The sequence below is a fragment of the Burkholderia territorii genome, assembly GCF_001718335.1.
Classification (GTDB): Bacteria; Pseudomonadota; Gammaproteobacteria; order Burkholderiales; family Burkholderiaceae; genus Burkholderia; species Burkholderia territorii.
Genome location: NZ_CP013366.1, coordinates 2,542,591 through 2,568,699 on the forward strand (window position 1 = coordinate 2,542,591; position 26,109 = coordinate 2,568,699).

General features: G+C 68.0%; 22 protein-coding genes. 13 read left to right on the forward strand and 9 right to left on the reverse strand.

Features of this window, described 5'->3' with window-relative positions; translation table 11 throughout:
* Positions 1 to 37: 37 nt before the first annotated feature.
* The 4 genes from WS51_RS22295 to WS51_RS22310 all read left to right on the forward strand — a co-directional run bounded on the left by WS51_RS22295 (position 38) and on the right by WS51_RS22310 (position 3,239).
* Positions 38 to 814, forward strand: coding sequence for an ABC transporter substrate-binding protein (locus tag WS51_RS22295; RefSeq protein WP_059451025.1), 777 nt, complete (start codon positions 38 to 40; stop codon positions 812 to 814).
* Between the two features lie 227 nt (positions 815 to 1,041).
* Positions 1,042 to 1,731: an ABC transporter permease gene (locus WS51_RS22300; RefSeq protein WP_059451024.1), complete on the forward strand. Its 690-nt coding sequence runs from the start codon at positions 1,042 to 1,044 to the stop codon at positions 1,729 to 1,731.
* Complete coding sequence (locus WS51_RS22305; protein ID WP_059451023.1) at positions 1,728 to 2,441, forward strand: ABC transporter permease; 714 nt, start codon at positions 1,728 to 1,730, stop codon at positions 2,439 to 2,441. The genes WS51_RS22300 and WS51_RS22305 overlap by 4 nt, the downstream gene beginning before the upstream one ends.
* A gap of 18 nt (positions 2,442 to 2,459) precedes the next feature.
* Positions 2,460 to 3,239, forward strand: a complete 780-nt coding sequence (locus WS51_RS22310) for an ABC transporter ATP-binding protein (protein WP_059451022.1) — start codon at positions 2,460 to 2,462, stop codon at positions 3,237 to 3,239.
* Positions 3,240 to 3,294: 55 nt separating this feature from the next.
* Here the strand turns inward: WS51_RS22310 and WS51_RS22315 are convergent, their stop codons facing one another.
* Complete coding sequence (locus WS51_RS22315; RefSeq protein WP_059508212.1) at positions 3,295 to 3,792, reverse strand: GNAT family N-acetyltransferase; 498 nt, start codon at positions 3,790 to 3,792, stop codon at positions 3,295 to 3,297.
* A gap of 136 nt (positions 3,793 to 3,928) precedes the next feature.
* Here WS51_RS22315 and WS51_RS22320 point away from each other — a divergent pair, with 136 nt between their 5' ends.
* Positions 3,929 to 4,855, forward strand: coding sequence for a LysR family transcriptional regulator (locus WS51_RS22320; RefSeq protein WP_059451043.1), 927 nt, complete (start codon positions 3,929 to 3,931; stop codon positions 4,853 to 4,855).
* A gap of 573 nt (positions 4,856 to 5,428) precedes the next feature.
* Positions 5,429 to 6,508 carry a porin gene (locus tag WS51_RS22325; RefSeq protein WP_059451020.1) on the forward strand — a complete coding sequence of 360 codons (1,080 nt, stop codon included), beginning with the start codon at positions 5,429 to 5,431 and terminating at the stop codon, positions 6,506 to 6,508.
* A 175-nt stretch (positions 6,509 to 6,683) separates the two neighbouring features.
* Here WS51_RS22325 and WS51_RS22330 read toward each other — a convergent pair whose 3' ends face one another.
* Both WS51_RS22330 and WS51_RS22335 read right to left on the reverse strand, forming a co-directional pair.
* Positions 6,684 to 7,022 (reverse strand): P-II family nitrogen regulator, encoded by a 339-nt coding sequence (locus WS51_RS22330; RefSeq protein ID WP_006398637.1) that lies wholly within the window; start codon positions 7,020 to 7,022, stop codon positions 6,684 to 6,686.
* 83 nt (positions 7,023 to 7,105) lie between these two features.
* Positions 7,106 to 8,827 carry an NAD+ synthase gene (locus WS51_RS22335; RefSeq protein ID WP_069229788.1) on the reverse strand — a complete coding sequence of 574 codons (1,722 nt, stop codon included), beginning with the start codon at positions 8,825 to 8,827 and terminating at the stop codon, positions 7,106 to 7,108.
* A 109-nt stretch (positions 8,828 to 8,936) separates the two neighbouring features.
* Here WS51_RS22335 and WS51_RS22340 point away from each other — a divergent pair, with 109 nt between their 5' ends.
* Both WS51_RS22340 and WS51_RS22345 read left to right on the forward strand, forming a co-directional pair.
* Complete coding sequence (locus tag WS51_RS22340) at positions 8,937 to 10,118, forward strand: GNAT family N-acetyltransferase (protein ID WP_069229789.1); 1,182 nt, start codon at positions 8,937 to 8,939, stop codon at positions 10,116 to 10,118.
* Positions 10,119 to 10,222: 104 nt separating this feature from the next.
* Complete coding sequence (locus tag WS51_RS22345) at positions 10,223 to 11,080, forward strand: GIY-YIG nuclease family protein (RefSeq protein WP_069229790.1); 858 nt, start codon at positions 10,223 to 10,225, stop codon at positions 11,078 to 11,080.
* A 56-nt stretch (positions 11,081 to 11,136) separates the two neighbouring features.
* On the opposite strand, the gene ppa is transcribed toward WS51_RS22345, so the two are convergent.
* Complete coding sequence (gene ppa, locus WS51_RS22350) at positions 11,137 to 11,664, reverse strand: inorganic diphosphatase (RefSeq protein ID WP_011885693.1); 528 nt, start codon at positions 11,662 to 11,664, stop codon at positions 11,137 to 11,139.
* Positions 11,665 to 11,878: 214 nt separating this feature from the next.
* On the opposite strand from ppa, the gene WS51_RS22355 reads away from it, so the two are divergent.
* From WS51_RS22355 to WS51_RS22365, 3 genes are all read left to right on the forward strand, one after another.
* Positions 11,879 to 13,318, forward strand: a complete 1,440-nt coding sequence (locus WS51_RS22355; protein WP_059451042.1) for an aldehyde dehydrogenase family protein — start codon at positions 11,879 to 11,881, stop codon at positions 13,316 to 13,318.
* Positions 13,319 to 13,392: 74 nt separating this feature from the next.
* Positions 13,393 to 14,151 carry an SDR family oxidoreductase gene (locus tag WS51_RS22360; RefSeq protein WP_059979161.1) on the forward strand — a complete coding sequence of 253 codons (759 nt, stop codon included), beginning with the start codon at positions 13,393 to 13,395 and terminating at the stop codon, positions 14,149 to 14,151.
* A gap of 133 nt (positions 14,152 to 14,284) precedes the next feature.
* Positions 14,285 to 15,589 carry an MFS transporter gene (locus tag WS51_RS22365; protein WP_059451015.1) on the forward strand — a complete coding sequence of 435 codons (1,305 nt, stop codon included), beginning with the start codon at positions 14,285 to 14,287 and terminating at the stop codon, positions 15,587 to 15,589.
* An 85-nt stretch (positions 15,590 to 15,674) separates the two neighbouring features.
* Here WS51_RS22365 and WS51_RS22370 read toward each other — a convergent pair whose 3' ends face one another.
* From WS51_RS22370 to hemC, 3 genes are read right to left on the reverse strand one after another with little or no spacing between them, the layout of a single operon-like run.
* Complete coding sequence (locus tag WS51_RS22370) at positions 15,675 to 16,862, reverse strand: heme biosynthesis protein HemY (protein WP_059451014.1); 1,188 nt, start codon at positions 16,860 to 16,862, stop codon at positions 15,675 to 15,677.
* Positions 16,863 to 16,864: 2 nt separating this feature from the next.
* On the reverse strand, positions 16,865 to 18,841 hold the full coding sequence (gene hemDX / locus WS51_RS22375; protein ID WP_069229791.1) for a fused uroporphyrinogen-III synthase HemD/membrane protein HemX: 1,977 nt from the start codon (positions 18,839 to 18,841) through the stop codon (positions 16,865 to 16,867).
* Complete coding sequence (gene hemC / locus WS51_RS22380; protein WP_059451012.1) at positions 18,841 to 19,827, reverse strand: hydroxymethylbilane synthase; 987 nt, start codon at positions 19,825 to 19,827, stop codon at positions 18,841 to 18,843. Before hemC ends, hemDX begins: the two co-directional genes overlap by 1 nt.
* A 217-nt stretch (positions 19,828 to 20,044) precedes the next feature.
* Here hemC and ppc point away from each other — a divergent pair, with 217 nt between their 5' ends.
* On the forward strand, positions 20,045 to 23,059 hold the full coding sequence (gene ppc, locus WS51_RS22385; RefSeq protein WP_060296068.1) for a phosphoenolpyruvate carboxylase: 3,015 nt from the start codon (positions 20,045 to 20,047) through the stop codon (positions 23,057 to 23,059).
* A 147-nt stretch (positions 23,060 to 23,206) separates the two neighbouring features.
* Here the strand turns inward: ppc and WS51_RS22390 are convergent, their stop codons facing one another.
* Positions 23,207 to 23,959: a class I SAM-dependent methyltransferase gene (locus tag WS51_RS22390; RefSeq protein WP_069229792.1), complete on the reverse strand. Its 753-nt coding sequence runs from the start codon at positions 23,957 to 23,959 to the stop codon at positions 23,207 to 23,209.
* A 161-nt stretch (positions 23,960 to 24,120) separates the two neighbouring features.
* On the opposite strand from WS51_RS22390, the gene WS51_RS22395 reads away from it, so the two are divergent.
* Complete coding sequence (locus WS51_RS22395) at positions 24,121 to 24,930, forward strand: helix-turn-helix transcriptional regulator (RefSeq protein ID WP_059451009.1); 810 nt, start codon at positions 24,121 to 24,123, stop codon at positions 24,928 to 24,930.
* A 6-nt stretch (positions 24,931 to 24,936) separates the two neighbouring features.
* On the opposite strand, the gene WS51_RS22400 is transcribed toward WS51_RS22395, so the two are convergent.
* Complete coding sequence (locus WS51_RS22400; protein WP_069229793.1) at positions 24,937 to 25,932, reverse strand: Csu type fimbrial protein; 996 nt, start codon at positions 25,930 to 25,932, stop codon at positions 24,937 to 24,939.
* Positions 25,933 to 26,109: the final 177 nt, after the last annotated feature.

Sequence of the window (26,109 nt, forward strand, 5' to 3'; positions counted from 1 at the left end):
GAGCGCCTCCCCGGAAGTGAGCGACAAACGAATGGAAATGAAGAAGGCCGCCCTGTGCGCCGCCCTCGCCCTCGTGGCGGGCAGCGCCTTCGCGAAAGAGTGGAAGACCGTGCGGATCGGCGTCGATGCCAGCTACCCGCCGTTCGAGTCGACCGCGCCGAGCGGCGAGATCGTCGGTTTCGACGTCGATCTCACCAAGGAAATCTGCAAGCGGATCAACGTGAAGTGCGTGTGGGTCGCGCAGGATCTCGACGGGATCATTCCCGCGCTGAAGGCGAAGAAGTACGACGTGATCGTGTCGTCGCTGACCGTCACCGACAAGCGTCGCGAGCAGATCGACTTCTCCGACAAGGTGTACGACGCGCCCGCGCGAATGATCGCGAAGGCCGGCTCGCCGCTGCTGCCGACGGTCGCGTCGCTCAAGGGCAAGCGCGTCGGCGTCGAGCAGGGTTCGACGCAGGAATCCTACGCGAAGGCGTACTGGGAACCGCAAGGCGTGACGATCATTCCTTACCAGAACCAGGACCAGGTCTATGCCGATCTCGGCTCGGGCCGCCTCGACGCGACGCTGCAGGATGAACTGCAGGCCGACTACGGCTTCCTGCGTACGCCGCGCGGCAAGGGCTTCGCGTTCGCCGGGCCGGAAGTGAAGGATCCGAAGACGATCGGCGACGGTACCGCGATCGGCCTGCGCAAGGAAGACACGGACCTGAAGCTCAAGATCAACAAGGCGCTGGCCGACATGCACAAGGACGGCACGTACGACCGGCTGTCGCACAAGTATTTCTCGTTCAGCGTCTACTCGGCTCGCTGAGCGCCGACAATGACGGGAACCGGATGCGGGCGCGCCCCGCGTCCGGCAGTACAGGCAGTGAACCACGCGCCGCCCGCCCCTCGCCCGCCGCTCCTCGCGGCGGGCTGGCCCGGCACCGTTGCCGGGGCGGACGGTCATGATACGCACGGGGCGTTCCGCGCAGCTTGGCGGGCGCGTCTTTCGCGGCGCACCGCGTGCGCCGTCCGGGACCACACCAGGGACCACATATGTTTCTACAAGGCTACGGCCCGCTGATCCTCGCAGGCACCTGGCAAACCGTCAAACTGGCGGTGCTTTCGCTCGCGCTGTCGTTCCTGCTGGGGCTGCTCGGCGCGGGCGCGAAGCTGTCGCGCAACCGCGTCACGAACGGCATCGGCACCGTCTATACGACGCTGATCCGCGGCGTACCCGATCTCGTGCTGATGCTGCTGCTGTTCTACAGCCTGCAGATCTGGCTGAACATGGCGACCGACGCGCTCAACTGGGATCAGATCGACATCGACCCGTTCCTCGCCGGCGTGCTCGTGCTCGGCTTCATCTACGGCGCGTACTTCACCGAAACCTTCCGCGGCGCATTCCTGTCCGTGCCGCGCGGCCAGCTCGAAGCAGGCAGCGCGTACGGGATGACCAACTGGCAGGTGTTCACGCGGATCATGTTCCCGCAAATGATGCGCTTCGCGCTGCCGGGCATCGGCAACAACTGGCAGGTGCTCGTGAAATCGACCGCACTGGTGTCGATCATCGGCCTCGCGGACGTCGTGAAGGCGTCGCAGGATGCCGGCAAGGGCACGCTGCGGTTCTTCTTCTTCACGCTGATCGCGGGTGCGGTCTATCTCGCCATCACGACGATCTCGAACTTCGTGCTGATGTGGCTCGAAAAGCGCTACTCGACCGGTGTCCGCAAGGCTGACCTATGATCGAACTCATCAACGAATACTGGCGCAACTACCTCTACACCGACGGCTTCCGCATCACCGGCGTCGCGATCACGCTTTGGCTGCTGGTCGTGTCGATCGGCCTCGGCTTCTGCCTGTCGGTGCCGCTCGCGGTGGCCCGCGTGTCGAAAAGAAAGTGGCTGTCGGGCGCCGTGTGGCTCTACACGTACGTGTTCCGCGGCACGCCGCTCTACGTGCAGCTGCTGCTCTGCTACACCGGCCTCTACAGCCTGCAGGTCGTGCGCGGCACGCCGCTGCTCGATGCGTTCTTCCGCGACGGGATGCACTGCACGCTGCTCGCGTTCACGCTGAATACCTGCGCGTACACCACCGAGATCTTCGCGGGCGCGATCAAGGCGACGTCGTACGGCGAGATCGAAGCCGCGCGCGCATACGGGATGTCGACCTTCACGATGTATCGCCGCGTGATCCTGCCGTCGGCACTGCGCCGCGCGCTGCCGCTCTACAGCAACGAAGTGATCCTGATGCTGCATGCGACCACCGTCGCGTTCACCGCGACCGTGCCGGACATCCTGAAGATCGCGCGCGACGTGAACTCGGCGACCTACATGTCGTTCCACGCATTCGGGATCGCCGCCCTGCTCTATCTCGTGATCTCGTTCACGCTCGTGTGGCTGTTCCGCCAGGCCGAGCGTCGCTGGCTCGCGTATCTGCGCCCGCAAGGCAAGTAAGTTTTCGCAGGACTATTGATGAATTCCCAGACTCAGAAGCTTTTCGTCGACGATCTGCACAAGCGGTACGGCGACAACGAGGTGCTCAAGGGCGTGTCGCTGAAGGCAAACTCGGGCGACGTGATCAGCGTGATCGGCTCGTCCGGTTCCGGCAAGAGCACGATGCTGCGCTGTATCAACTTCCTCGAGCAGCCGAACTCGGGCCGCATCGTCGTCGACGGCGAGGAAGTGCGCACCACGCCCGACAAGACGGGCGCGCTGCGCGCGGCCGATTCGAAGCAGCTGCAGCGCGTGCGCACCAAGCTGTCGATGGTGTTCCAGCATTTCAATCTCTGGTCGCACATGAACGTGATCGAGAACGTGATGGAAGCGCCCGTCAACGTGCTCGGCATCCCGAAGAAGGAAGCGGAAGACCGCGCGCGCGAATATCTCGAGAAGGTCGGCCTCGCGCCGCGCGTCGAGAAGCAGTATCCGTCGCACCTGTCGGGCGGGCAGCAGCAGCGCGTCGCGATCGCGCGCGCGCTGGCGATGCATCCGGACGTGATGCTGTTCGACGAGCCGACTTCCGCGCTGGATCCGGAGCTCGTCGGTGAAGTGCTGAAGGTGATGCAGAAGCTGGCCGAGGAAGGCCGCACGATGATCGTCGTCACGCACGAGATGGGCTTTGCGCGCAACGTGTCGAATCACGTGATGTTCCTACACCAGGGGCGCGTCGAGGAAGAAGGCGTGCCGTCCGAGGTGTTCGCCAACCCGAAGAGCGAACGCCTGCGCGGGTTCCTGTCGGGCAGCCTCAAGTAACGCGCGCGACGCGCGACGACACGCGAACGGGCGCCATGCGGCGCCCGTCTTGCGTTTACGCGGCGTCGACCGGCGCGCCGTCGGCGAACGCGCGCAACGCATCGCCCGCGAGCCGGTAGCGCACCCATTCGCTCTGCGGCGCCGCGCCGACGCTTTCATAGAAGCGGATCGCCGGCTCGTTCCAGTCGAGCACGCTCCATTCGAAACGGCCGCAGCCGCTGTCCACGGCGATGCGTGCGAGCGCCTTCAGCAGCCGCAGCCCGGCACCCGCGCCGCGAAAGCGCGGCGACACGTACAGATCCTCGAGATACAGCCCCTGGCGGCCGAGCCACGTCGAATACGAGAAGAAATACACGGCGAAGCCGGCCGGCTCGCCGTCGACCTCGCAGATCAACGCGCGCGCCGGCGTGCCTTCGCCGAACAGGCTGCGCTCGAGCGACGCGGGCGTCGCGACCACTTCGTGCTCCGCCTTCTCGTAGATGGCCAGTTCGGTGATGAAACGCAGGATTTGCGGCACGTCGGCGACGGTGGCGGAACGAATGTCGATTTGCACGGTGGGGAGCCCTCCTTCGGCCCGGACTGACAACGGATTGCGGCGCCCGCGCGAGCGCGCCTGGCGTCGGACAGATCGACATGGTACGTTCGCGGATCAACTGCAGGAAGTGCAGTTTCTTCATCCGGACATGAACATGATGCATCCCGATCTGCGCCGTCTCGACCTGAACCTGCTGCTCGCATTCGACGCGCTGTACCGCCACCGGTCGGTCGCCGCGGCCGCGCACGAGCTGGCGATGAGCCCGTCCGCGCTGAGCCACGCGCTCGCGAGGCTGCGCGACGCGATCGGCGACGCGCTGTTCGTGCGGCTCGGCAACGAGATGCAGCCGACCGTGCGCGCCGACGACATCGCCACCTGGGCCGGCGACGCGCTCGACACGATGTCGAAGGGATTGGCCCGCGCACGCCGCTTCGATCCGGCGCAAAGCGACCGCACGTTCGTGTTCGCCGCGAGCGACTACACGGCGTTCGCCGTGCTGCCGGCATTGCTCGCGCGCATCGAGCAGGTCGCGCCGCGGTTGCGGATCCGCGTCGTCCACTCCGACCGCAAGATTTCGATCGACGAACTCGCGGCCGGCCATATCGACTTCGCGCTCGGCTATCACGAGGAATCGGCCGCCGACGCGCCGGGCATCGAGGATTTCGACTGGTTTTCGGACGACTACGTGGTGATCGCGAGCGCCAGGCATCCGTCGATCCGCCGGCGGTTGACGCTCGACCAGTACCTCGCGGCACGCCACGTGGTCGTCACGCCGTGGAACGAGTCGCGCGGCGTCATCGACTACGTGCTCGACCGGCTGGGCCTCGCGCGGCAAGTCGCCGCGCAATTGCCGAGCGTGCTGGCCGCACCGTTCGTGATCGCGGAGTCTGCACTCCTGATGACGGTGCCGAACCGTGCCGCGCAGGCGTTGCGTCACGCGGCGCCGATCCGCATCTTCCCCGCACCGTTCGACATCCCGCGCTACACGGTGAAGGTCTACTCGCATGCGAAGCATGCGCGCACCGACGCGCATCGATGGCTTCGCGCGCAGTTGCTCGATGCGCGAGCGGCATCCGCCTGAGCCGCGCGCTTGCACCGCAAGCGGCGCCAGCCTTGCCGGACGAGCGTTTCCGGCCGCGGCCGGCAACGGCGCAACGCCGCCGAATTCATTACGAAATACTTACCAATTTCGCCTTGCGTGTGCTTACGCTCGCGGCCCGATGACGTCAATAGTGGCAATCCTTGACCCACATGCACCGAATCCGTGTCTCCCTTCTCCGACAAGGGTTTTACGGCAATCGACACCCTGTTGGGCACCCGTCGCGCACTGTGTTGCATGGCAAATTGGCGACAGCTGTTAGTCAAACAACGATTTCCGTCGCCACAAAATTGTATTTTTGCTAAATTAGTAACCAAAGTAGCAAAACGAAGTTCGTGAAATGTAGTTTAGCTTCACGACACAACAAGGAGACCCCGCAAGCCCACCCGGCCGCGCGGGACCGCTCAACGGTTTTCCGTCCGCTTGCCCGCGTGCCGCGCTTACCGGCCTTGCACGAGGTCTCCCTGGTTATCCCGCTTTTCGCTTTTGCCCGGCGCTCGCTGCTCCGGGCATCTCGTGCAGTCTGGGTTGACTTTTTGACAGGGTATGGAGGAGATGATGAAGAAAGCTTTGGTCGCGGCCGCGCTGATGGCTGCTGGGGTGGTTACGGCGCACGCGCAGAGCAGCGTCACGCTGTATGGTCGCCTGGATGCCGGCCTCGAGTACCTGAACGGCCTGCAGAACGGCCACCAAGTGCGCGCCGAAAGCGGCGACTGGGGCACGAGCCTGTGGGGCTTGAAGGGCAGCGAGGACATCGGCGGCGGCAACAAGATCCTGTTCCACCTCGAAGGCGCGTTCAACACGATGACGGGCGGCTTCAGCGGCTCGATCTGGGATCGTTTCGCGACCGTCGGCATTTCGAACGACCGCTACGGTACGCTGCTGCTGGGTCGCGAACTCGCGATCGCCAACGGCGTGTGGGACTTCGACCCGTTCGGCCAGTCCGCCTGGTCGACGGCATCGCTCGTGCGCGGCCGCAACTGGAACAAGACCAGCAACAACGTGTCGTACCAGTCGCCGTCGCTCTACGGCCTCGACTTCTACGGCCAGTTCTCGTTCTCGAACTCGACCAGCTTCAACGGCAACACGACGGCCGGCCAGCCGGGTCGTGCAATGGGCGGTCAGATCACCTATACGAACTCGCTGTTCCAGTTGCGCGGCATCTACGACGAAACGCGCGACAGCAACGGCCGCTTCTCGGACGTGTTCAACTACTCGCGTGAATATTTCGCCGGCGTGAACGTGTTCCTCGGCCAGTTCAAGGTTCAGGCGGCTTACCAGGCATCGCACGCGGACGGCAGCGGCGGCCCGGCAGTCAACGCCGGCGTGACGGGCACCCAGCAGGTCTGGGGCGGCGTGACGTGGCAGGCCACGCCGGCGGCAGCGCTGATCGCGGCCGTGTACCACGTGAACGCCAACCACGGTGGCGGCAATGCCAACATCTACACGGTCGGCGGCTCGTACAACATTTCGAAGCGCACGCTGTTCGACCTGCAAGTCGCGACGGTGCGCAACAGCTCGACGGCCAACTTCGGCCTGAACGCAAACGGCGCCGGCACGGCCGTCTCGACGGGCAACCCGCATCCGGGCGGCAGCCAGACCGGCGTCTACGCCGGCATCCAGCACCTGTTCTGATCAGGCGCCGTCCAGAGAACGATTCGACAACACTTTCCACGCTGCTGCGAGAGGCGCGTATCGGTGCGGTACCCACCCGGGTATCCGCACCGTTTTTTATTGGCGGCCCGGAATCGGGCGATTCGCCGCCGATCGCCCGGGCAGGCCGTGCGGCCAATCGGCGCGGAGCTGGCGCTCAGACTGCCGCTTCGTTCTCTTCGCCGGTGCGGATACGGATCACGCGCTCGACGTCCGACACGAAGATCTTGCCGTCACCGATCTTGCCCGTGCGTGCCGCGCCGATCACCGCGTCGATCACCTGGTCGACCTGCGCTTCCGCGACGACCACCTCGATCTTCATCTTCGGCAGGAAGTCGACCACGTATTCGGCGCCGCGATACAGCTCGGTGTGCCCTTTCTGGCGACCGAAGCCCTTCACTTCCGTCACGGTCAGGCCCGTGAGGCCCACTTCGGCGAGCGCTTCGCGGACTTCGTCCAGCTTGAACGGCTTGATGATGGCGGTGATGCGTTTCATGATGGTTGTCCCTCAATGCTCGTTTGGATGAAAAATCGCGATCCCGATTGTAAGCCGGCCGGCCGCGTACGGCCCAGCCCGGCTCAGTCGAGACGTTCGGTAAAGCGCGACGTGATCGGATAGCGCCAGTCGCGCCCGAATGCGCGATGCGTGACGCGAATGCCGATCGGCGCCTGGCGGCGCTTGTATTCGTTGATCTTGATGAGCCGCGTCACGCGCGCGACGTCGGCCTCCGCATAGCCGGCCGCGACGATCTCCGCGAGCGGCCGGTCCTCCTCCATGTACATCCGCATGATCGCGTCGAGCACGTCGTACGGCGGCAGGCTGTCCTGGTCCGTCTGGTTCTCGCGCAGCTCGGCCGACGGCGCGCGCGTCAGGATCCGCTCCGGAATCACGTCGCGCGGGCCGTAGTCCGTCGTGGCGTTGCGATAGCGGCACAGCCGGTAGACCTGCGTTTTCGCGATGTCCTTGATCACCGCGAAGCCGCCGGCCATGTCGCCGTACAGCGTGCAGTAGCCGACCGCCATCTCGCTCTTGTTGCCGGTGGTCAGCACGATCGAGCCGAACTTGTTCGACAGCGCCATCAGGAGCGTGCCGCGAATGCGCGCCTGGATGTTCTCCTCCGTCGCGTCCTCCGCGCGGCCCGCGAACTCGCCCGCGAGCGCCGCGCGGAACGCGTCGAACATCGGCGCGATCGCGATCTCGTCGTAGCGCACGCCCACGCGCCGCGCCATCTCCGCCGCGTCGGTCGTCGAGATGTCGGCCGTGTAGCGCGACGGCATCATCACCGCGCGCACGCGCTCGGGCCCGAGCGCGTCGCAGGCGACCGCGAGCACCAGCGCCGAATCGACGCCGCCCGACAGCCCGATCAGCACGCCGGGAAAACCGTTCTTGCCGATGTAGTCGCGCACGCCGGCCACGAGCGCGCGATAGACCTGCGCGTCGACCGGCAGCTCCGGCGCGATCGCGCCGGGCAGCGGGCGCGGCCCGTCGAATTCGACGATCGCGTGCCCTTCCTCGAACTGCGGCATCCTCGCGACGAGCGCGCCCTGCGCGTCGAGCACGAACGAGCCGCCATCGAACACGAGCTCGTCCTGGCCGCCGACGAGGTTCACGTACACCATCGGCAGCCCGGTTTCGCGGATCCGCGCGCGCAGGATGTCGATGCGCAGCGCTTCCTTGTTCATGTGATAAGGCGAACCGTTCGGGATCAGCAGCACCTGCGCGCCGGCGGCCTTCGCGATCTGCGCGGCCGACGCATGCCATGCGTCCTCGCAGATGATCACGCCGTACCTGACGCCGTCGAGCTCGAACACGAGCGGCTCGGTGTCCGTCGCGAAGTAGCGCTTCTCGTCGAACACGTCGGCGTTCGGCAGGTCCTGCTTGCGGTATGTGCCGACGATCTCGCCGCCGACGATCAGCGACACCGCGTTGTAGGTATCGGTCGGCGGCACGCCGCGCTCGATCGGACGGTTTGCATTACCATCGACGGCTGGCGCATGCGGAGCGCCGCCCGGCGGAGCGCCGCTCGCGCTCCGCAACGGATGGCCGACCAGCACCGCGAGCCCGTCGAACGCGCGCAGCGCATCGGCGAGCGTGTCGAGTGCGGCGGCCGCCGCCGTGTAGAACGCGGGGCGCAGGAGCAGGTCTTCCGGCGGGTAGCCGGACAGCGCGAGTTCGGGCGCGATCATCAGGCGCGCACCGTCGTTGTGCGCGGCGCGCGCGGCGGCGACGATCCGCGCGACGTTGCCGGCGAAATCGCCGACGGTGACGTTGATCTGGGCGAGAGCGAGTCGGGTCTTCATGACGGGATCGGCGCGGCCTGGCGGCGCGCCCTGAACGGCTGACGAAATCGTCCCGGACGCGGGCCACGGTGGCACGCGTCCGGCGGCATCCAACAGTACGGATTCACGCTTGAAACACGAACGCATCGATTATCGCACGGGCATCCTGTCGTCCCCCGCCGAGGTGCCGGCCGACGAATGGAACGCGCTGCTCGAGCGCGACGCGCAGCCGACGCCGTTCCTGCGCCACGAATTTCTCGACGCGCTGCACGTCGCGCGCTGCGCGGTCGACGAGACCGGCTGGTCGCCGCACTTCGTCACGCTGACCGACGCCGGCACGGGCCGGCTCGCGGCCGCCGCCCCCGTCTACGCGAAACAGCATTCATACGGCGAATACGTGTTCGACTGGGCGTGGGCCGATGCGTATCAGCGCAACGACCTGCCCTATTACCCGAAGCTGCTGTGCGCGGTGCCGTTCACGCCCGTGCAGGGCACGCGCCTGCTCGCCGCCGACGACGACGCGCGCCGCCGGCTCGCGGCCACGCTGCTGGCGTTCGCCGAGCAGAGCGACGTGTCGTCGCTGCACGTGCTGTTTCCCACCGGCGACGAAGCGCGGCTGCTCGAGTCGATGGGCATGATGCTGCGCGAAGGCGTGCAGTTTCACTGGCTCAACGACGGCTATCGCGACTTCGACGACTTCCTCGGCACGCTCGAGCAAAAGAAGCGCAAGAACATCCGCGCCGAACGGCGCAAGGTGCGCGATGCCGGGGTCACGTTCCGGCGGCTCACCGGCGAGCAGATCACCGACGCCGACTGGCGCTTCTTCACGCGCTGCTATCGGCAGACGTACCGCGAGCACTATTCGAGCCCGTACCTGAACCTCGACTTCTTCCGCACGATCGGCGCGACGATGCCGGAGAACCTGCTGCTCGTGATCGCGCAAGCCGACGGCAAGCCGATCGCCAGCTCGCTCGCCGTCTACCGGTGCGGCGCGAACGGCAACGGCGGCACGCTGTACGGCCGCTACTGGGGCGCGCTCGAACACGTGCCCTGCCTGCATTTCGAAACGGCCTACTATCAGTTGCTCGAGTTCTGCATCGAGGCCGGACTCGACACGTTCGAGGGCGGCGCGCAGGGCGAGCACAAGCTCGCGCGCGGCTTCCTGCCGACCGTCACGCATTCCGCGCACTGGCTCGCGCACCCGGCGTTCTCCGATGCGGTCGCACGCTTTCTCGAACGCGAGACCGAGCATATCCACGCGTACGTCGACGAGTTGCGCGAGCACGATCCGTTCCGGCGCAGCACCGGGTAGCATCGGCCGGCCGGCGAGCCGCTTCGGCACCGGCCACGGCGATCGGCGGCGTCGGCGCGTGCCATTTCTGAGACACTGACGGCTTCGCATCCCGCCGCCTTCCCATGTCCTGGTTTCTGTATCTGATCGAGTGCGCCGACGACAGCGTCTACACGGGCATCACGACCGACGTCGCAGCGCGCTTCGACGAGCACGCGTCCGGCAAGGGCGCGCGCTATACGCGCTCGCGCAAGCCGCGCGCCGTGCTCGCATCGTTTCCGCTGCCCGACCGGTCGATCGCGTCGCGCGCCGAATACTGGGTGAAGCGGCTCACGGCGGCGCAGAAGCGCGAACTCGCGGCCGGGATCCGGACGCTCGAATCAGTGCTGCCGGCCGGGATGTCGACCGACGGAAACGTCGACGCCGCCGGGCCGCAGGACGGCACCCGCCGAAGGAAAAAGGCGCAGGCGCAACGCGCCGACCTTGCCACGCGGCCGACCGAAACCGAAGCGGCTCGCGATAAAGCCGCGAAGAGCGAATCCGCCGGAAAAAAGCCCGGGACCGCGAAGCCCCGACGAGGCGCGCCGGCGTCGGCAAAGGCCGCGCCCGTCGCCCGGAAGCGTGCGAGGACGGCCGAGGATACCGAAGGAAAAAAGACCGCCTCGCGCGGCACGCCGGCAAAACGGGACAAGGCGGCCACGAACACATCGCCGAAACGCAACGCGCGAGCAACCGGCGGAAAGCCCGCCGCTAACGCGCTCGCCGGCACTACTTCCGCGCCGGCGCGAGACCGTTCGTCGGCGAGGAAGGTCGTCGCCGAAGTGATCGAAGCCGTCGCGGCGCCCGTCAGCTCCGCGCGCCGCGCGACGGCGACAAAACGTGCGAAGACCGCCGCAACCACGGGCAGCCAGCCCGCTCCGGCCCGCAAGAAGACCGTCGCACGCGCCGCCCCGCGCACAAAACAAAACCGCGCGGCCTCCTGAGGAGACACGCGCGGTTTGCGTTCCGAACGAACCGGCCGCGGGGCCGGCCTGCCGGCTTACTTCTTGTAGTTCGCGGCGCCGTCGGCGATTTCCTTGTGCGCGGCGTCGATGCCGGCCCAGCCTTCGACCTTCACCCACTTGCCCTTCTCGAGCGCCTTGTATTGCTCGAAGAAGTGCTTGATCTGGTCCTTCAGGTATTCGGGCACGTCGTCGATCGACTTCAGGTTCGCCGTCATCGGGCAGACCTTGTCGTGCGGCACGGCGACGAGCTTCGCGTCGACGCCCGACTCGTCGGTCATCTGCAGCATGCCGAGCACGCGCGAACGCACGATCGAGCCGGCCAGCAGCGGGAACGGCGTGATCACCAGCACGTCGACCGGATCGCCGTCGCCCGACAGCGTCTGCGGAATGTAGCCGTAGTTGACCGGGTAGCGCATGCCCGTGCCGATGAAGCGGTCGACGACGAGGAGACCCAGCTCCTTGTCCGCCTCGTACTTCACCGGATCGCTTTGCGCGGGGATCTCGATGATCACGTTGAAATCGTGCGGCAGGTCCTTGCCGGCCGGAACATGATTGAAGCTCATAGCGCTCTCTGTTGGTCGATGGAATTCGGGACAGGGCGCCGCGACCGTTGCACCGCCGCGGGCGTCCCCGCAGGGAATGCGCCATTATAGCCAATCGACCGGTGGCGTCCGGATGACGATCGGCGCGATAATCGTTCCGGATCTCGACGCACCGAACCGCGCGCGGCGTCAGCGCGGCCGGCATCCGGCCGATGCGCGAAGCATGGGAGCAGGCATGGAAGAAGCGAAGCACTTCATCGCGGGCGAATGGACGTTACCCGCGCAACTGGAGACGATTCCGGTCATCGACCCGTCCGACGGCCAGCCGTTCGCGACGATCGCGCGCGGCACCGCGCCCGACATCGAGCGCGCGGTCGCCGCGGCCCGCGACGCGTTCGCGGGCCCGTGGGGCGCAGCGAGCGCGGCCGAGCGCGGCCGCGTGCTGATGCGGCTGTCCGCGCGCGTCGCCGACCACCTCGAGGAACTCGCCGCGATCGAGGCGCGCGACACCGGCAAGCCGCTGAAGCAGGCGCGTGCCGACGCGGCCGCGCTCGCGCGCTACTTCGAGTTCTACGCGGGCGCCGCCGACAAGCTGCATGGCGAAACCCTGCCCTATCAGGCCGGCTACACGGTGCTGACGGTGCGCGAGCCGCACGGCGTCACCGGCCACATCGTGCCGTGGAACTACCCGATGCAGATCTTCGGGCGCAGCGTCGGCGCGGCGCTCGCGGCCGGCAACGCGTGCGTCGTGAAGCCGGCCGAGGATGCTTGCCTGTCGTTGCTGCGCGTGGCCGAGCTGGCCGCCGAAGCCGGGCTGCCGGCCGGCGCACTGAACATCGTCACCGGCTACGGCCATGAAGCGGGCGCCGCGCTCGCGCGCCATCCCGGCATCGACCACATCTCGTTTACCGGCTCGCCGGCGACCGGCAAGCTGGTCACGCAGATGGCCGCCGAGAACCACGTACCCGTCACGCTCGAGCTCGGCGGCAAGTCGCCGCAGATCGTGTTCGCCGATGCCGACCTCGACGCGGCGCTGCCCGTGCTCGTATCGGCGATCGTGCAGAACGGCGGGCAAACCTGCTCGGCCGGCAGCCGCGTGCTGATCGAGCGCGCGGTCTACGAGCCGCTCGTCGAACGCCTCGCCACCGCGTTCAACGGGCTGCGGGTCGGCCCGAGCCGCGCGGATCTCGACTGCGGCCCGCTGATCAATGCGAAGCAGCAGCAGCGGGTGTGGGATTTCCTCTCCGACGCGCAGCACGACGGCATTCCGATGGCCGCGCACGGCCAGGTCGTCGCCGATGCGCCGGAAAGCGGCTTCTACCAGGCGCCCGCGCTGCTGCGCGACGTGCCGCCGTCGCACCGGCTCGCGCAGGAGGAAGTGTTCGGCCCGGTCCTTGCCGCGATGCGTTTCGTCGACGAAGACGAAGCGGTCGCGCTCGCGAACGGCACGCCGTACGGCCTCGTCGCGGGCATCTGGACCCGCGACGGCGCACGCCAGCTGCGTGTCGCGCGCCGGCTGCGCGCGGGCCAGGTATTCATCAACAACTATGGAGCCGGCGGCGGCGTCGAGCTGCCGTTCGGCGGCGTCGGCCACTCGGGGCATGGTCGCGAGAAGGGCTTCGAGGCGCTGTACGGCTTCACCGCACTGAAGACGATCGCGATCCGGCACGGTTGAACCGGACGACCCGGCCGGCCACGACCGGCCGCGCACCGACACACCACGCATTCTTCCAACACAGGAGACACACCATGCGGCTGAGCGGCAAGACGGCCATCGTCACGGGCGGCGGTTCGGGCTTCGGCGAGGGCATCGCGAAGACCTATGCACGAGAAGGCGCGAACGTCGTCGTCAACGATCTGAACGGCGCGGCGGCCGAGCGCGTCGCGAGCGAGATCGCGCTGGCGGGCGGCAAGGCGATCGCGGTCGCGGGCGACGTGTCGAAGGACGCCGACTGGCGCGCGCTGCTGCAAGCCGCGCTCGACGATTTCCATTCGGTGCAGATCGTCGTGAACAACGCCGGCACCACGCACCGCAACAAGCCGGTGCTCGACGTGACGGAAGCCGAGTTCGACCGCGTGTACGCCGTGAACATGAAGAGCCTGTTCTGGAGCGTGCAGACCTTCGTGCCGTATTTCCGCGCGCAGGGCGGCGGCGTGTTCGTGAACGTCGCGTCGACGGCCGGCGTGCGGCCGCGCCCGGGCCTCGTCTGGTACAACAGCACGAAGGGCGCGATGATCACCGCGAGCAAGTCGCTCGCGGCCGAGCTCGGCGCCGACCGGATCCGCGTGAACTGCATCAACCCGGTGCTCGGCGAAACGGGGCTGATGACCGAGTTCATGGGCTGCGAGGACACGCCGGAGAATCGCCGCCGGTTCCTCGCGACGATTCCGCTCGGCCGCTTCTCGACGCCGCAGGACATCGCGAACGCGGCCCTGTACCTCGCGTCCGACGAAGCCGAGTTCATCACCGGCGTCTGCCTCGAAGTCGACGGCGGGCGGTGCATCTAGTCGCACCGCTTCGATTGCGCCGCGCCGGTATCGCCGGCCGGCGCCGCATCCGCGCATCAGCACTGCCCCGCATGGCCGGAAATCGGGCGCCCCCGCGCCTGGTCGGCCACGACAAGAATGAACAGGAGACAACATGGCAACATCGACGCACTCGCTGCCGGGCTCGTCCGGCGCATTCGAGGAAGCAACCTACCGCAAGGTGTCGTGGCGGCTCACGCCGCTCCTGCTGCTGTGCTACGTGGTCGCGTATCTCGACCGCGTGAACGTCGGCTTCGCGAAGCTGCAGATGGCGAGCGACCTGAATCTCAGCGACACGGTCTACGGGCTCGGCGCCGGGATATTCTTCTTCGGCTACTTCCTGTTCGAAGTGCCGAGCAACATCATCCTGCACAAGGTCGGCGCGCGCGTCTGGATCGCGCGCATCATGGCGACGTGGGGCGTGATCTCGATCCTGACGATGTTCGTCACGACGCCCGCGATGTTCTACGTGATGCGCTTCCTGCTCGGCGTCGCCGAGGCCGGCTTCTTCCCCGGCGTGATCCTGTACCTCACGTACTGGTATCCCGCGCACCGGCGCGGCCGGATGACGACGTTCTTCATGACGGCGGTCGCGTTGTCCGGCGTGATCGGCGGGCCGATCTCCGGCTTCATCCTGAAGGCGTTCAACGGCGTGAGCGGCTGGCACGGCTGGCAATGGCTGTTCCTGCTCGAAGGGATCCCGTCGGTGCTGGCCGGCGTACTCGTATTCTTCGCGCTCGACGACCGGATCGCGAAAGCCAAATGGCTCACCGACGACGAAAAGGCGCTGCTCGCGCGCAACGTCGATGCGGAGGAAGCGACCAAGGAAGACCTGCCGCTCGGCACCGTGATGGCCAGCCCGCGCGTGTGGCTGATGGCGCTCATCTACTTCTCGTTCGTGATGGGACTGTACGGCGTCGGCTTCTGGCTGCCGACGATCATCAAGGCGACCGGCGTGACGGACTCGTTCATGATCGGCCTGCTGTCGGCGGTTCCGTATGCGGCGGCGGTGGTCGCGATGATCCTGATCGCGCGCAGCGCGGACAAGCGGCGCGAACGACGCTGGCACCTCGCGATTCCGGCCGCGTTCGGCGCGCTCGGGCTCGTGCTGTCGGTGATCTGGGCACACGAGACGGCGCTCGCGATGCTCGGCCTGACGCTCGCGACCATGGGCATCCTGACGACGCTGCCGCTGTTCTGGAGCCTGCCGACGGCGTTCCTCGGCGGCGCGGCCGCTGCCGCGGGCATCGCGATGATCAACTCGATCGGCAACCTCGCGGGCTTCCTGAGCCCGTACATGATGGGCTGGCTCAAGCAGGCGACGGGCGCCAACGACGCGGGCATGTACATGCTCGCCGCGTTCCTCGTGCTCGGCGGGCTGCTTGCGCTGTCGGTGCCGAAGCGGCTCGTCGACAGGTGACGCCGCAACGCAATGCATGAAAAAGCCCCGAACCGCCGGTTGGCGTTCGGGGCTTTTTTGCGCGCGGCGGGCACGCGCCGCCGCGTCAGACCACGGTGATCGCGAGCGCGCTTTCGCGGTAGTGCCTGGCCGCCTTGTCGGTTTCGCCGAGATGCTCGAACAGGCGTGCGAGCGCACGGTGCGCACGCACCTTCAGCGCTTCGTTGTCGGCCTGCTTCAGCGCTGCCTCGAGGAACGACTGCGCCTTGCCCCACAGCTGCTGCTGCTGACAGAGACGCCCGAGCGCGAACAGCAGGTCGGCATCCTCGGGGTGATCCTTCTTCCACCCTTCGGCCTTCTGGATCAGCGGCAACGCATCGCCGCCGGCCGTGTCCGGATAGCGGCGCAGCAGGCGCGCATCCCAGTTGTGCGCGAGCGCTTCCTCGACGATGCGGCGCGCTTCGGTGCGACGCTCGAGCGTCACCAGCAGGTCGGCCGCCAGATCGGCCAGACGCGGCGACTGGCGCTCGAGCGGCGACAGCGACTGCCACACCTCGAGCAGCGCGTCCGGATCGTGCCGGCGTTCACGCAGCAGATTTTCCGCCGCCTGCTGGCGCAAGCGCACGGCCGCGGCCGGATGCAGCGCCTCGCGCTTCTCGAGCGCCTTCGCGAGCTTCAGCACCTCGGCCCAGTTCTTCAACTGCTGCTGCGCGCGCAGCGCGACCTGCTGCGCGTGGATGCGCTTGCCGCCCGCCTGCAGGTCGGCCAGCGCGGCGAGCGCACCTTCGGCATCGCGCGCATCCGCGCGCATGTCGGCCGCGGCGAGCAGCCGTGCGTCCTGCCACTCCGGTGCGTCGACCTTCGACAGCCAGTCGTCGCGGCGTGCGTACTCGTGCATCCGATGCGCGGCGGTCGCCGCGACGAGACTCGCGGCGCCCTGGTTCGCATCGACCGCGAGTGCGTCGCGCGCGGCCTTCTCGGCGCGCGAGAAGCGGCCCGCGTACAGGTTCGCGATCGCATCGCGCAGCGACGCCTGCGCCTTCTCGTTGCGCGAACGCGCGCGATACGCGGCGACCCGCTGCGGCATGCGCCAGATGTTGCGCACGATGCGCAGCAGCGCGTACACGACGATGAACAGCACGACGATGGAGATCACGAACAGGTTCAGCGACACGTCGACCCGGTACGGCGGATAGACGAGCAGCACCTGCCCCGCGTCGAAACGGCCGACGGTGGCGAGTGCCGCGGCGATCGCGAACAGGATCGCGAGCCAGACGATTCCTCGAAGCGTCATCGTTACCCCCGGCTCTTGAACTGCTGAACGGCGTTCAGGCTCGTATTCAGGTTCGGCACGGCAACCGTCAACGATGCGCCGTCGACCTGCCTGAGCAGATCCTCGACGGTTTGCGTGTCCTTCGATGCCTGATCGAAATACTTGCCGAGCGACGCCTGCGCCGCATGCAGGTCGGCCTTCATCGCGCCGTCGTTGCGCGCGAGCAGCGACAGCCGCGCGGTGAGCAGGCGCAGCTTCACGTTCTCGCGCACGAAGTAGCCTTGATCGGGCGATGCGAGCATGGCGTCGGCGTTGTCGATCCGGCGCACCTGCACGAGGCCCTTCAGTTGCTGGCCGAGCCCGGCCGAGAAGTCATGCCACCAGACCTTCCAGCGCGGCTCGCCGGCCGTGGCCGCGGCCGACGACGCCGCGTCGGCCGGCGCGGCCTTCGGCGCCGCGTGCGGGACCATCGCCTCGCCCGACAGCGGCAGCGCGTCGATCTTCGCGATCGCGTCGTCGAGCTTGATCGCGAGGCCCGTGAGGTCGGCCGACGGTGCGGCCTTCAGCTTCTCGATGTCCTGCGCGAGCGCCTTGCGCACCGTCACGGCCTGCGCGCTCTGCGACGTCGCGAGACGCGCGTCGGCGTTCTGCAGTGCAATCAGCGCGAGTTGCGTGTTGCCGGTCAGCTGCAGTTGCTGGCTCGCGCTCGACAACATCTGGTCGACTTCCTCGAGCATCCACGCGTCGCGATTGCGCGACAGGTCCTGGTATTGCTGCTGCAGCGCCTGCTGCGCGCTCTGCGCGTCGGCGAGCTTGCCGTCGAGCTGCGCGAGCTGCGTGTCGACCTGATGCGCGCTCGCGAGCGCCTGCTCGGTCTTCGTGCGGGTCTCGGCCGTCTGCGCATCGAGCGCCTTCTGGCGTGCGACGAACGAATCGTCGAGCCGGTCGATCTTGCGGTTCAGCGCATACCCGCCGACGCCCGCCGCGCAGCCGAGCACGACGACGACGAACCACAGCGCCGCGCTGCCGCCGCGGCGCGCTTGCGGTTCCGGCGCGAGATAAGAAGGACTGGACGGCGGTGCGGATGCAGCGGCCGGCTGGGAAGCGACGCCTTTGGAATCGTTGGTATCTGTCATGCGTTTAGTCACCGGTGCGGCTGTCGCCGGTTGGACGGCCTCTTCGGCCATCGTTCGAAACGCGCGGACGATGCGCTCATCGCCCGCGCCGGTCAGCGTAATCCTATCAAAACCCAGTGCGCGCGCGGTCTGCTCGATGCGCGGATGCGGCGTCACGAGCCGCGCGTGCTTCAGCGCGTCGATCTCGGCGTCGTTCAGATGCGTGCGCGCGAGTTCGTGCAGATTGCGCACGCCCTCCGAGCTCGTGACGAGCCAAGCGTGCGGTGCGCCGGCGAGCAGCGCATGCACGCGCTCCCACGCGCCGATGCGCGGCTCGGGCACGACGCGCCGGTATGCGGCGACGAGCGTGACCTCCGCGCCGGCTTCGCGCAGGCGCTCGGCGAGCCATTCGCGGCCGCCGTCGCCGCGCACGATCAGCACGTGCTGGCCGGCGAGCGCATGCGCGCCGCCGAACGCGGTCTCGATGCTCGCGAACAGGCCTTCGGAATCGTAATGCGGGACGCCGCCATCGGCCGGCGCCTGCGGCGCGATCACGCGATGCGCGGGCGCCGCGATGCCGTGGCGTTCGAGCGCCGCGATGCTGCCGGGGCCGACGACACCGACCGGCAGCGCATTCGGCCAGATCGCGCCGTAGTGCGACAGCGCGCGGTCGATCGCGTTCGGCGACACGAAGATCACGAGCGCGTAACGCTCGAGCGCCGCGAACGCGGCATCGAGCGGCGCCGGATCGTCGACCGGCGCGATGTCGATCAGCGGGAATTCGAGCACGTCGCAACCGGCGTCGGCCAGCTGGGCCGCAAGCGCGGCCGACTGGCCGTCCGGGCGCGTCAGGACGGCGGTGAACGCGCGCGCGCCGCCCGCCATCAGGCGTCGCCCTTGCCGGCCTGCGAGCCGGCGAGCAGTGCGTTGACGATGTCGCGCGCGCCCTGCGCGTCGAGTTCGTCGGACACCGCGCGGCCGAGCGCGAGCGCATCGGCCACCGTGACGACGGCGCCGCACTCCTGCGCGGTCAGTACGCGCTGCCCGTCGGTCGTCGACACGCGGCCCGTCAGGTACAGCTCGCCCGAGCGCCACACCGCGTGCGCGGCGAGCGGCACCTCGCAACTGCCGCCGAGCGCGCGCGACACGGTGCGCTCGGCCTCGACCGCGAGCGCGGTCTGCAGGTCGTGCAGCGGCGCGAGCCATCCGGCGACGTCCGTGCGATGCGCGGCGATTTCGATGCCGAGCGCGCCCTGGCCGGCGGCCGGCGGGCTGTCCTCCACGTCGATCAACGCGCGGATCCGCGCTTCGAGGCCAAGACGCTTCAGGCCCGCGGCCGCGAGAATGATCGCCGCGTAATCGCCGCGATCGAGCTTCGCGAGGCGCGTGTCGAGATTGCCGCGCAGCGGCAGCACGTTCAGGTGCGGATAACGCGCCCGCAGCATCGCCTCGCGGCGCAGGCTCGACGTGCCGACGACCGCGCCGGCCGGCAGCGCGTCGAGCGACGCGTAGTCGTTCGACACGAACGCGTCGCGCGGATCCTCGCGCTCCATGATCGCGGCGAGCGCGAAACCGTCGGGAAGCGCCATCGGCACGTCCTTCAGCGAATGCACGGCCAGGTCGGCGCGGCCGTCGGCGAGCGCGTTCTCCAGCTCCTTGACGAACAGGCCCTTGCCGCCGACCTTCGACAGCGTACGATCGAGAATCTGATCGCCACGGGTCGTCATCCCGAGGATTTTCACGTCACAAGCTGGATATAATTTGCGCAGCGCATCACGCACATGTTCGGCTTGCCACATCGCCAGGCGGCTCTCGCGCGAAGCAATCGTCAGCGTCACGGGCGCTTGTGCCGAAGGGGTCTCGGAATTCATTGCAGGACAATCGAAGGACGGGATTGAAGATCGAACAATGGTAGCACGCACGCCCCAGCCCGCCCGGGCCCGGAGCCTGCGTCCGCCCCGCTTCGGCGGGGGCGGCGACACCAATGTGCGGATGTGCCGCGCGTAGCTGGTTGCTTAACCGCAGTTCCCGTAGTTTCCGCAGTTCCCGCAGTCCCTTTTGACTCGAGCTTTCCCAAGGAAACCCATCGTGAAGTCTTCCGGATCGGCGCGCACGATGCGCCGCAATGCTGCCTTGCCCTCCTCCGACGCCCAGACGGGCTCCATCGCCACCGCCGCGAACGGCCGTGCGAAAACGGCAACGAAACCGAAAGACTCGATACGTCAGACGAAACGCGCGATCAACGACGCCGGCCCGGCCGCCCGCACGGCCGGTGCGGCGAAGCCCGGCGCCCGCACGCGCGAGGACAAGGACGGCCCGCTGTTCGAGGACATCCGCTACCTCGGCCGCCTGCTCGGCGACGTGGTGCGCGAGCAGGAAGGCGACACCGTGTTCGACGTCGTCGAGACCATTCGCCAGACGGCGGTGAAGTTTCGCCGCGAGGACGACAGCGAGGCCGCGCAAACGCTGGAGAAGAAGCTGCGCAAGCTGACGCCGGAGCAGACGGTGAGCGTCGTGCGCGCGTTCAGCTATTTTTCGCATCTGGCGAACATCGCGGAAGACCGCCATCACAACCGCCGCCGCCGCATCCACGCGCTGGCGGGCTCCGCGCCGCAGCCGGGCACCGTCGCCTACGCGCTCGAGCAGCTGAAGACGACCGGCAACGCGTCGAAGCGCCTGCTGCAGCGCTTCTTCGACGATGCGCTGATCGTGCCGGTGCTGACCGCGCACCCGACCGAAGTGCAGCGCAAGAGCATCCTCGACGCGCAGCACGACATCGCTCGCCTGCTCGCCGAGCGCGACCAGCCGCTGACGGCGCGCGAACGCGCGTACAACGAATCGATGCTGCGCGCGCGCGTGACCGCGCTGTGGCAGACCCGCATGCTGCGCGACGCGCGCCTGACGGTCGGCGACGAGATCGAGAACGCGCTGTCTTACTACCGCGCGACGTTCCTCGACGAGCTGCCCGCGCTGTACGGCGACATCGAGGCCGCGCTGGCCGAGCACGGCCTGTCCGCGCGCGTGCCCGCGTTCTTCCAGATGGGCAGCTGGATCGGCGGCGACCGCGACGGCAACCCGAACGTCACCGCCGCGACGCTCGAGGAAGCGATCAACCGCCAGTCCGCGGTGATCCTCGAACACTACCTGGAACAGGTGCACAAGCTCGGCGCCGAGCTGTCGGTGTCGAACCTGCTGGTCGGCGCGAACGACGCGGTGAAAGCGCTGGCGGCCGCGTCGCCCGACCAGTCGCCGCATCGCGTCGACGAACCGTATCGCCGTGCGTTGATCGGCATCTACACACGGCTCGCCGCGAGCGCGCGCGTGCGTCTCGGCGAAGGCACGGTGCCGGTGCGCAGCGCCGGCCGCGGCGCGCCGCCGGTGCGCGCGGTGCCGTACGCCGATTCCGAAGCCTTCGTCGCCGACCTGAAGGTGCTGACCGCGTCGCTCGACGAGCATCACGGCACGTCGCTCGCCGCGCCGCGCCTCGCACCGCTCGTGCGCGCGGCCGAGGTATTCGGCTTCCATCTGGCGAGCATCGACCTGCGCCAGAGCTCCGACATCCACGAAGCCGTGGTCGCGGAACTGTTCGCGCGCGCCGGCGTACATGCGGACTACGCGTCGCTGTCCGAGGACGACAAGCTGATCGCGCTGCTTGCCGCGCTGGCCGATCCGCGCCCGCTGCGCTCGCCGTACATCGAATACTCGGCGCTCGCGCAAAGCGAGCTGGGCGTGTTCGAGAAGGCACGCGAGGTGCGCGCGCAGTTCGGCCCGCGCGCGGTACGCAACTACATCATTTCGCACACCGAGACGGTCAGCGACCTCGTCGAAGTCCTGCTGCTGCAGAAGGAAACCGGGCTGCTCGAAGGCACATTCGGCGCCGCGCACGACAGCGCACGCAACGGCCTGATGGTGATTCCGCTGTTCGAGACGATCCCCGACCTGCGCGATGCCGCGCGCATCATGCGCGAATACTTCGCACTGCCGGGCATCGACGCGCTGATCGCGCACCAGGGTGCCGAGCAGGAAGTGATGCTCGGCTACTCGGACAGCAACAAGGACGGCGGCTTCCTGACGTCGAACTGGGAGCTGTATCGCGCGGAGCTCGCGCTCGTCGAGCTGTTCCGCGAGCGCAAGATCACGCTGCGGCTGTTCCACGGCCGCGGCGGCACGGTCGGCCGCGGGGGCGGCCCGACCTACCAGGCGATCCTGTCGCAACCGCCGGGCACCGTGAACGGCCAGATCCGGTTGACCGAACAGGGCGAGGTGATCGCGAGCAAGTTCGCGAACCCCGAGATCGGCCGGCGCAATCTCGAGACGGTCGTCGCCGCGACGCTCGAGGCGTCGCTGCTGCCGCAATCGAACGCGCCCGCGCAGCTGCCCGCGTTCGAAGCCGCGATGCAGACGCTGTCCGACGCCGCGATGGCGTCGTATCGCGCGCTCGTCTATGAAACGCCCGGCTTCACCGACTACTTCTTCTCGTCGACGCCGATCACCGAAATCGCCGAGCTGAACATCGGCAGCCGCCCGGCCTCGCGCAAGCTGCAGGATCCGAAGAACCGCAGGATCGAAGACCTGCGCGCGATCCCGTGGGGTTTCTCGTGGGGCCAGTGCCGGCTGCTGCTGACGGGCTGGTACGGCTTCGGCAGCGCGGTGAGCGCATATCTCGACGGCGCGAAGGACGCGGCCGAGCGCACCAGGCGCGTCGCGCTGCTCAAGAAGATGAACAAGACCTGGCCGTTCTTCGCGAACCTGCTGTCGAACATGGACATGGTGCTCGCAAAGACCGACCTCGCGGTTGCGTCGCGTTACGCACAGCTGGTCGCCGATCGCAAGCTGCGCAAGCACGTGTTCGAGCGGATCGTCGCGGAATGGGAGCGCACGTCGCAGGCGCTTGCGGAGATTACCGGCCATACCGGCCGCCTCGCGACCAATCCGCTGCTCGCGCGCTCGATCAAGAACCGCTTCCCGTATCTCGATCCGCTGAACCACCTGCAGGTCGAGCTGATCAAGCGTCACCGCGCGGGCGACACGAACGCGCGGCTGCGCCGCGGGATCCACCTGACCATCAACGGGATCGCGGCCGGCCTGCGCAATACGGGCTGATCGGTGCGCGGCGCGGGCCTGCCCGCCGCCGCGCCGGCATCGCGAAACGAGCGCTGCAAAACGAAAGCCGCGATACGCAATCACGCGTATCGCGGCTTTTTTCATGCAACGGCACGACGGCACCGGCCGCCGTGTCGCGTCAGACGCTCATCGCGCATCGATCAGCAACGCATCGTGCTCGAACGATCCGTCCGGCTGCACCGCGTAATAGCCGCGCACCTCGTCGGGCGCATGCGCCCACAGCGCACGGATGCCCGCGACGCTGTCGGCCGGCGTGCGGATCCGCGCGACCCATGTATCGAAATCGATCGGCAGGCGCCAGCGGCTCTGCACGTGCGCGTCGAACCCGGCGCCACGGAACATCGCGAGCCACTCGTCGGCACGGTAGTCACGCACGTGCGACGCGTCGCGCAGCACTTCGGCGGCCTGCAGGTAGGTGTCGAGCAGCGGATGGTCGTTGCCGGCGATATCGATCATCAGCACGCGGCCGCCCGGCTTCAGCACGCGGCGCATCTCGGCGAGCGCCGCGCGCACGTCGTGCCAGTGGTGCGCGCTCATTCGGCTGACCACCCAGTCGAACGTGCCGGCGTCAAACGGCAGCCGTTCGGCCGGCCCCTGCTGCGTGCGGATGTTCGCGAGCCCGCGCTCGCGCGCGGCGGCTTCGACGGTCGCGAGCATCGGCGCCGCGAGATCGTATGCGACCACGTCGCGCACGTGCGGCGCGATCGCGAAACTCGCATGGCCCGCGCCGCAGCCGAGATCGAGCACCGCGGCGCCGGGCGTCGCGCGCACGGCGTCGGCCAGCGCCTGCAGATCGGCGCCCGTCGCGTGCACCGTGCTCGTCAGGTAGGCGGCGGCCGTCGTGCCGAATGCGTCGGCGACCTGGTCGTGGTGTTTCATCGTTCACTCCTTCCTTGGGTGGGCGCTTGCTGCCTGTCAGCGCGCGAATCGCTACAATAGAGCCGCGCTTGTACCAGTACAAGTTAAGCAGTTATTCTGGTATTTGTTACACCTGCCTGATCCCTTGTCGCGCCTCGGGCGCCCTTTTCAGCCGTTTCCGCATGAGCCTGCCGTCCCCCGCCCCCACCCCGCCCCTCGACGCGACGCCCGCCCGCGCACTCGGCGAATTCATCCGCGCGCACCGCGAACGGCTGTCGCCGCAGGCCGTCGGCCTGCCGCCCGGCCCGCGCCGCCGCACGCCGGGGCTGCGGCGCGAGGAAGTCGCGCAGCTGTGCGGCGTCAGTCCGACCTGGTACACATGGATCGAGCAGGGCCGCCCGGTGTCGGCGTCGGCCGATGCACTCGCGCGGATCGCCGTCGCGCTGCAGTTGTCGAAGGCCGAACGCGCGTACCTGTTCGAACTGGCCGCGCAGCGCGATCCGGCCGAGCCCGACGTCGCGGCCGGCGACCTGCCGCCGACGCTCGCGGCGACCGTCGCCGCGATCGCCACGCCCGCGTACGTGCTCGACCGGCAATGGAACGCGCTCGCCTGGAACGCGCCGGCCGCCGCGCTGTTTACGGGCTGGCTCGACGGCGAGCACGACCGCAACCTGCTGCGCTTTACGTTCATGGCGCCGGCCGCGCGCACGTTGATCGTCGACTGGGAAACCCGCGCGCGCCGGCTCGCGGCCGAATTCCGCGCCGACTCGATTCGCCACCTCGCCGATGCGCCGACCCGCGCGCTGATCGACGCGTTGATGGCGGGCAGCGATGCATTCGCGCAGTATTGGGCGTCGCAGGACGTGTTCGAGCGCGAAGGCGGCCTGCGCGAATTCGACCATCCGGCCGACGGCCGCCTCGTGTACCAGCAGATCACGCTGAAGCCCGCGCACCGCGAGGACCTGAAGCTCGTCGTGCTCGTGCGCGATTGACGCGGCTCAGAAACTGATCGTCGCGGTGATGGTGTCGCTGTAGTTGCCGGGCGCCGGTGTCGCCTGCGCGGGGACGCGGCCGTATATCGTGATCGCCTGCGCGAATCCGCTGCCGGTTCCGGTCGCCATCGTCGTGCCGCCGGTGCCATCGCCCCACGGCTGCGTGAACGCGCTGTCGCGATAGAGCTGATAGCTGACCGAGCCGCCACCGGCGCGCTGCATCGTGCGCGCAGTGACACTGCCGCTGACGCCGCCGTTCAACGCAATCTGGAATGCATCGCCGTTCGTGCATCGCGCACTGATCGAGCCGCTCGCGGTCAGCGCCGACGCCAGCACGCCCGACGGCGGAAACGCCACGCCGGTCGCGCTGATGATGCAGTTGTTGATGACCGTGGCCGTAGCGGTAAAACTCATCGTGCCTGCCGTCGACTGCGACACGCACGGCGTCGGCAGCACGCCCAGCAGCGAAAAGCTGTAGCTATAGGCGGCCTGGGTGCCACTGAAGCTTTGCGTATAGACCGTGCTGGCATTGTTCACGGTCGGCACGGTGGGCTGGTTCGCCGCGATGCGGCCGTAGATGGTCACGTTCGTACTCGCGGAGGTACCGAGCAGCGGCTTCGTCAACGAGACCGATATCGGCGTCGTGCCGGTGCTGACGGCGCCCCACGGTTGCGAGTAGCCCGAGTCCTGGTACAGGTCGTACTGCATCTGGTTCGCCCCGCTCGTCAGGTAGCGCGGGCTCGTGCCGCCGAGATTCACGCAAACGAGCACACCCGTGTTCAGGCTCAGCGTGTCCCACGTGCAACTCACGACCATCGTGCTGTTCGTCGTATAGGCCTGCTGCGTAATCGGACTGACCTGACCGAAGCTCGGCACCGGCGGCGTCACCGAACACGTGTCGGCGCGGGCCGGCATCCACGGCATGCCGAGCAGCGCCGCCAGCAACAGGCATGACAGCACCCGCATCCACCAGCGTGCCACGTCGAATCCGTCATCCGTCATGCATTCCCCCGAAAAGGCTTGTCCGCCCGGCCCGGTTTCCAGCGCGGGCAGCGCCCTCATCGTATCCATCCGCGCACCAATCGTTCGCACCGTTATTTGATCCATGTCAAATCGACGGATGGCAATCCAGACGGAACCCCGGACAATGCTCGCCGGGTGCGCGTTTTCTCCATTGCG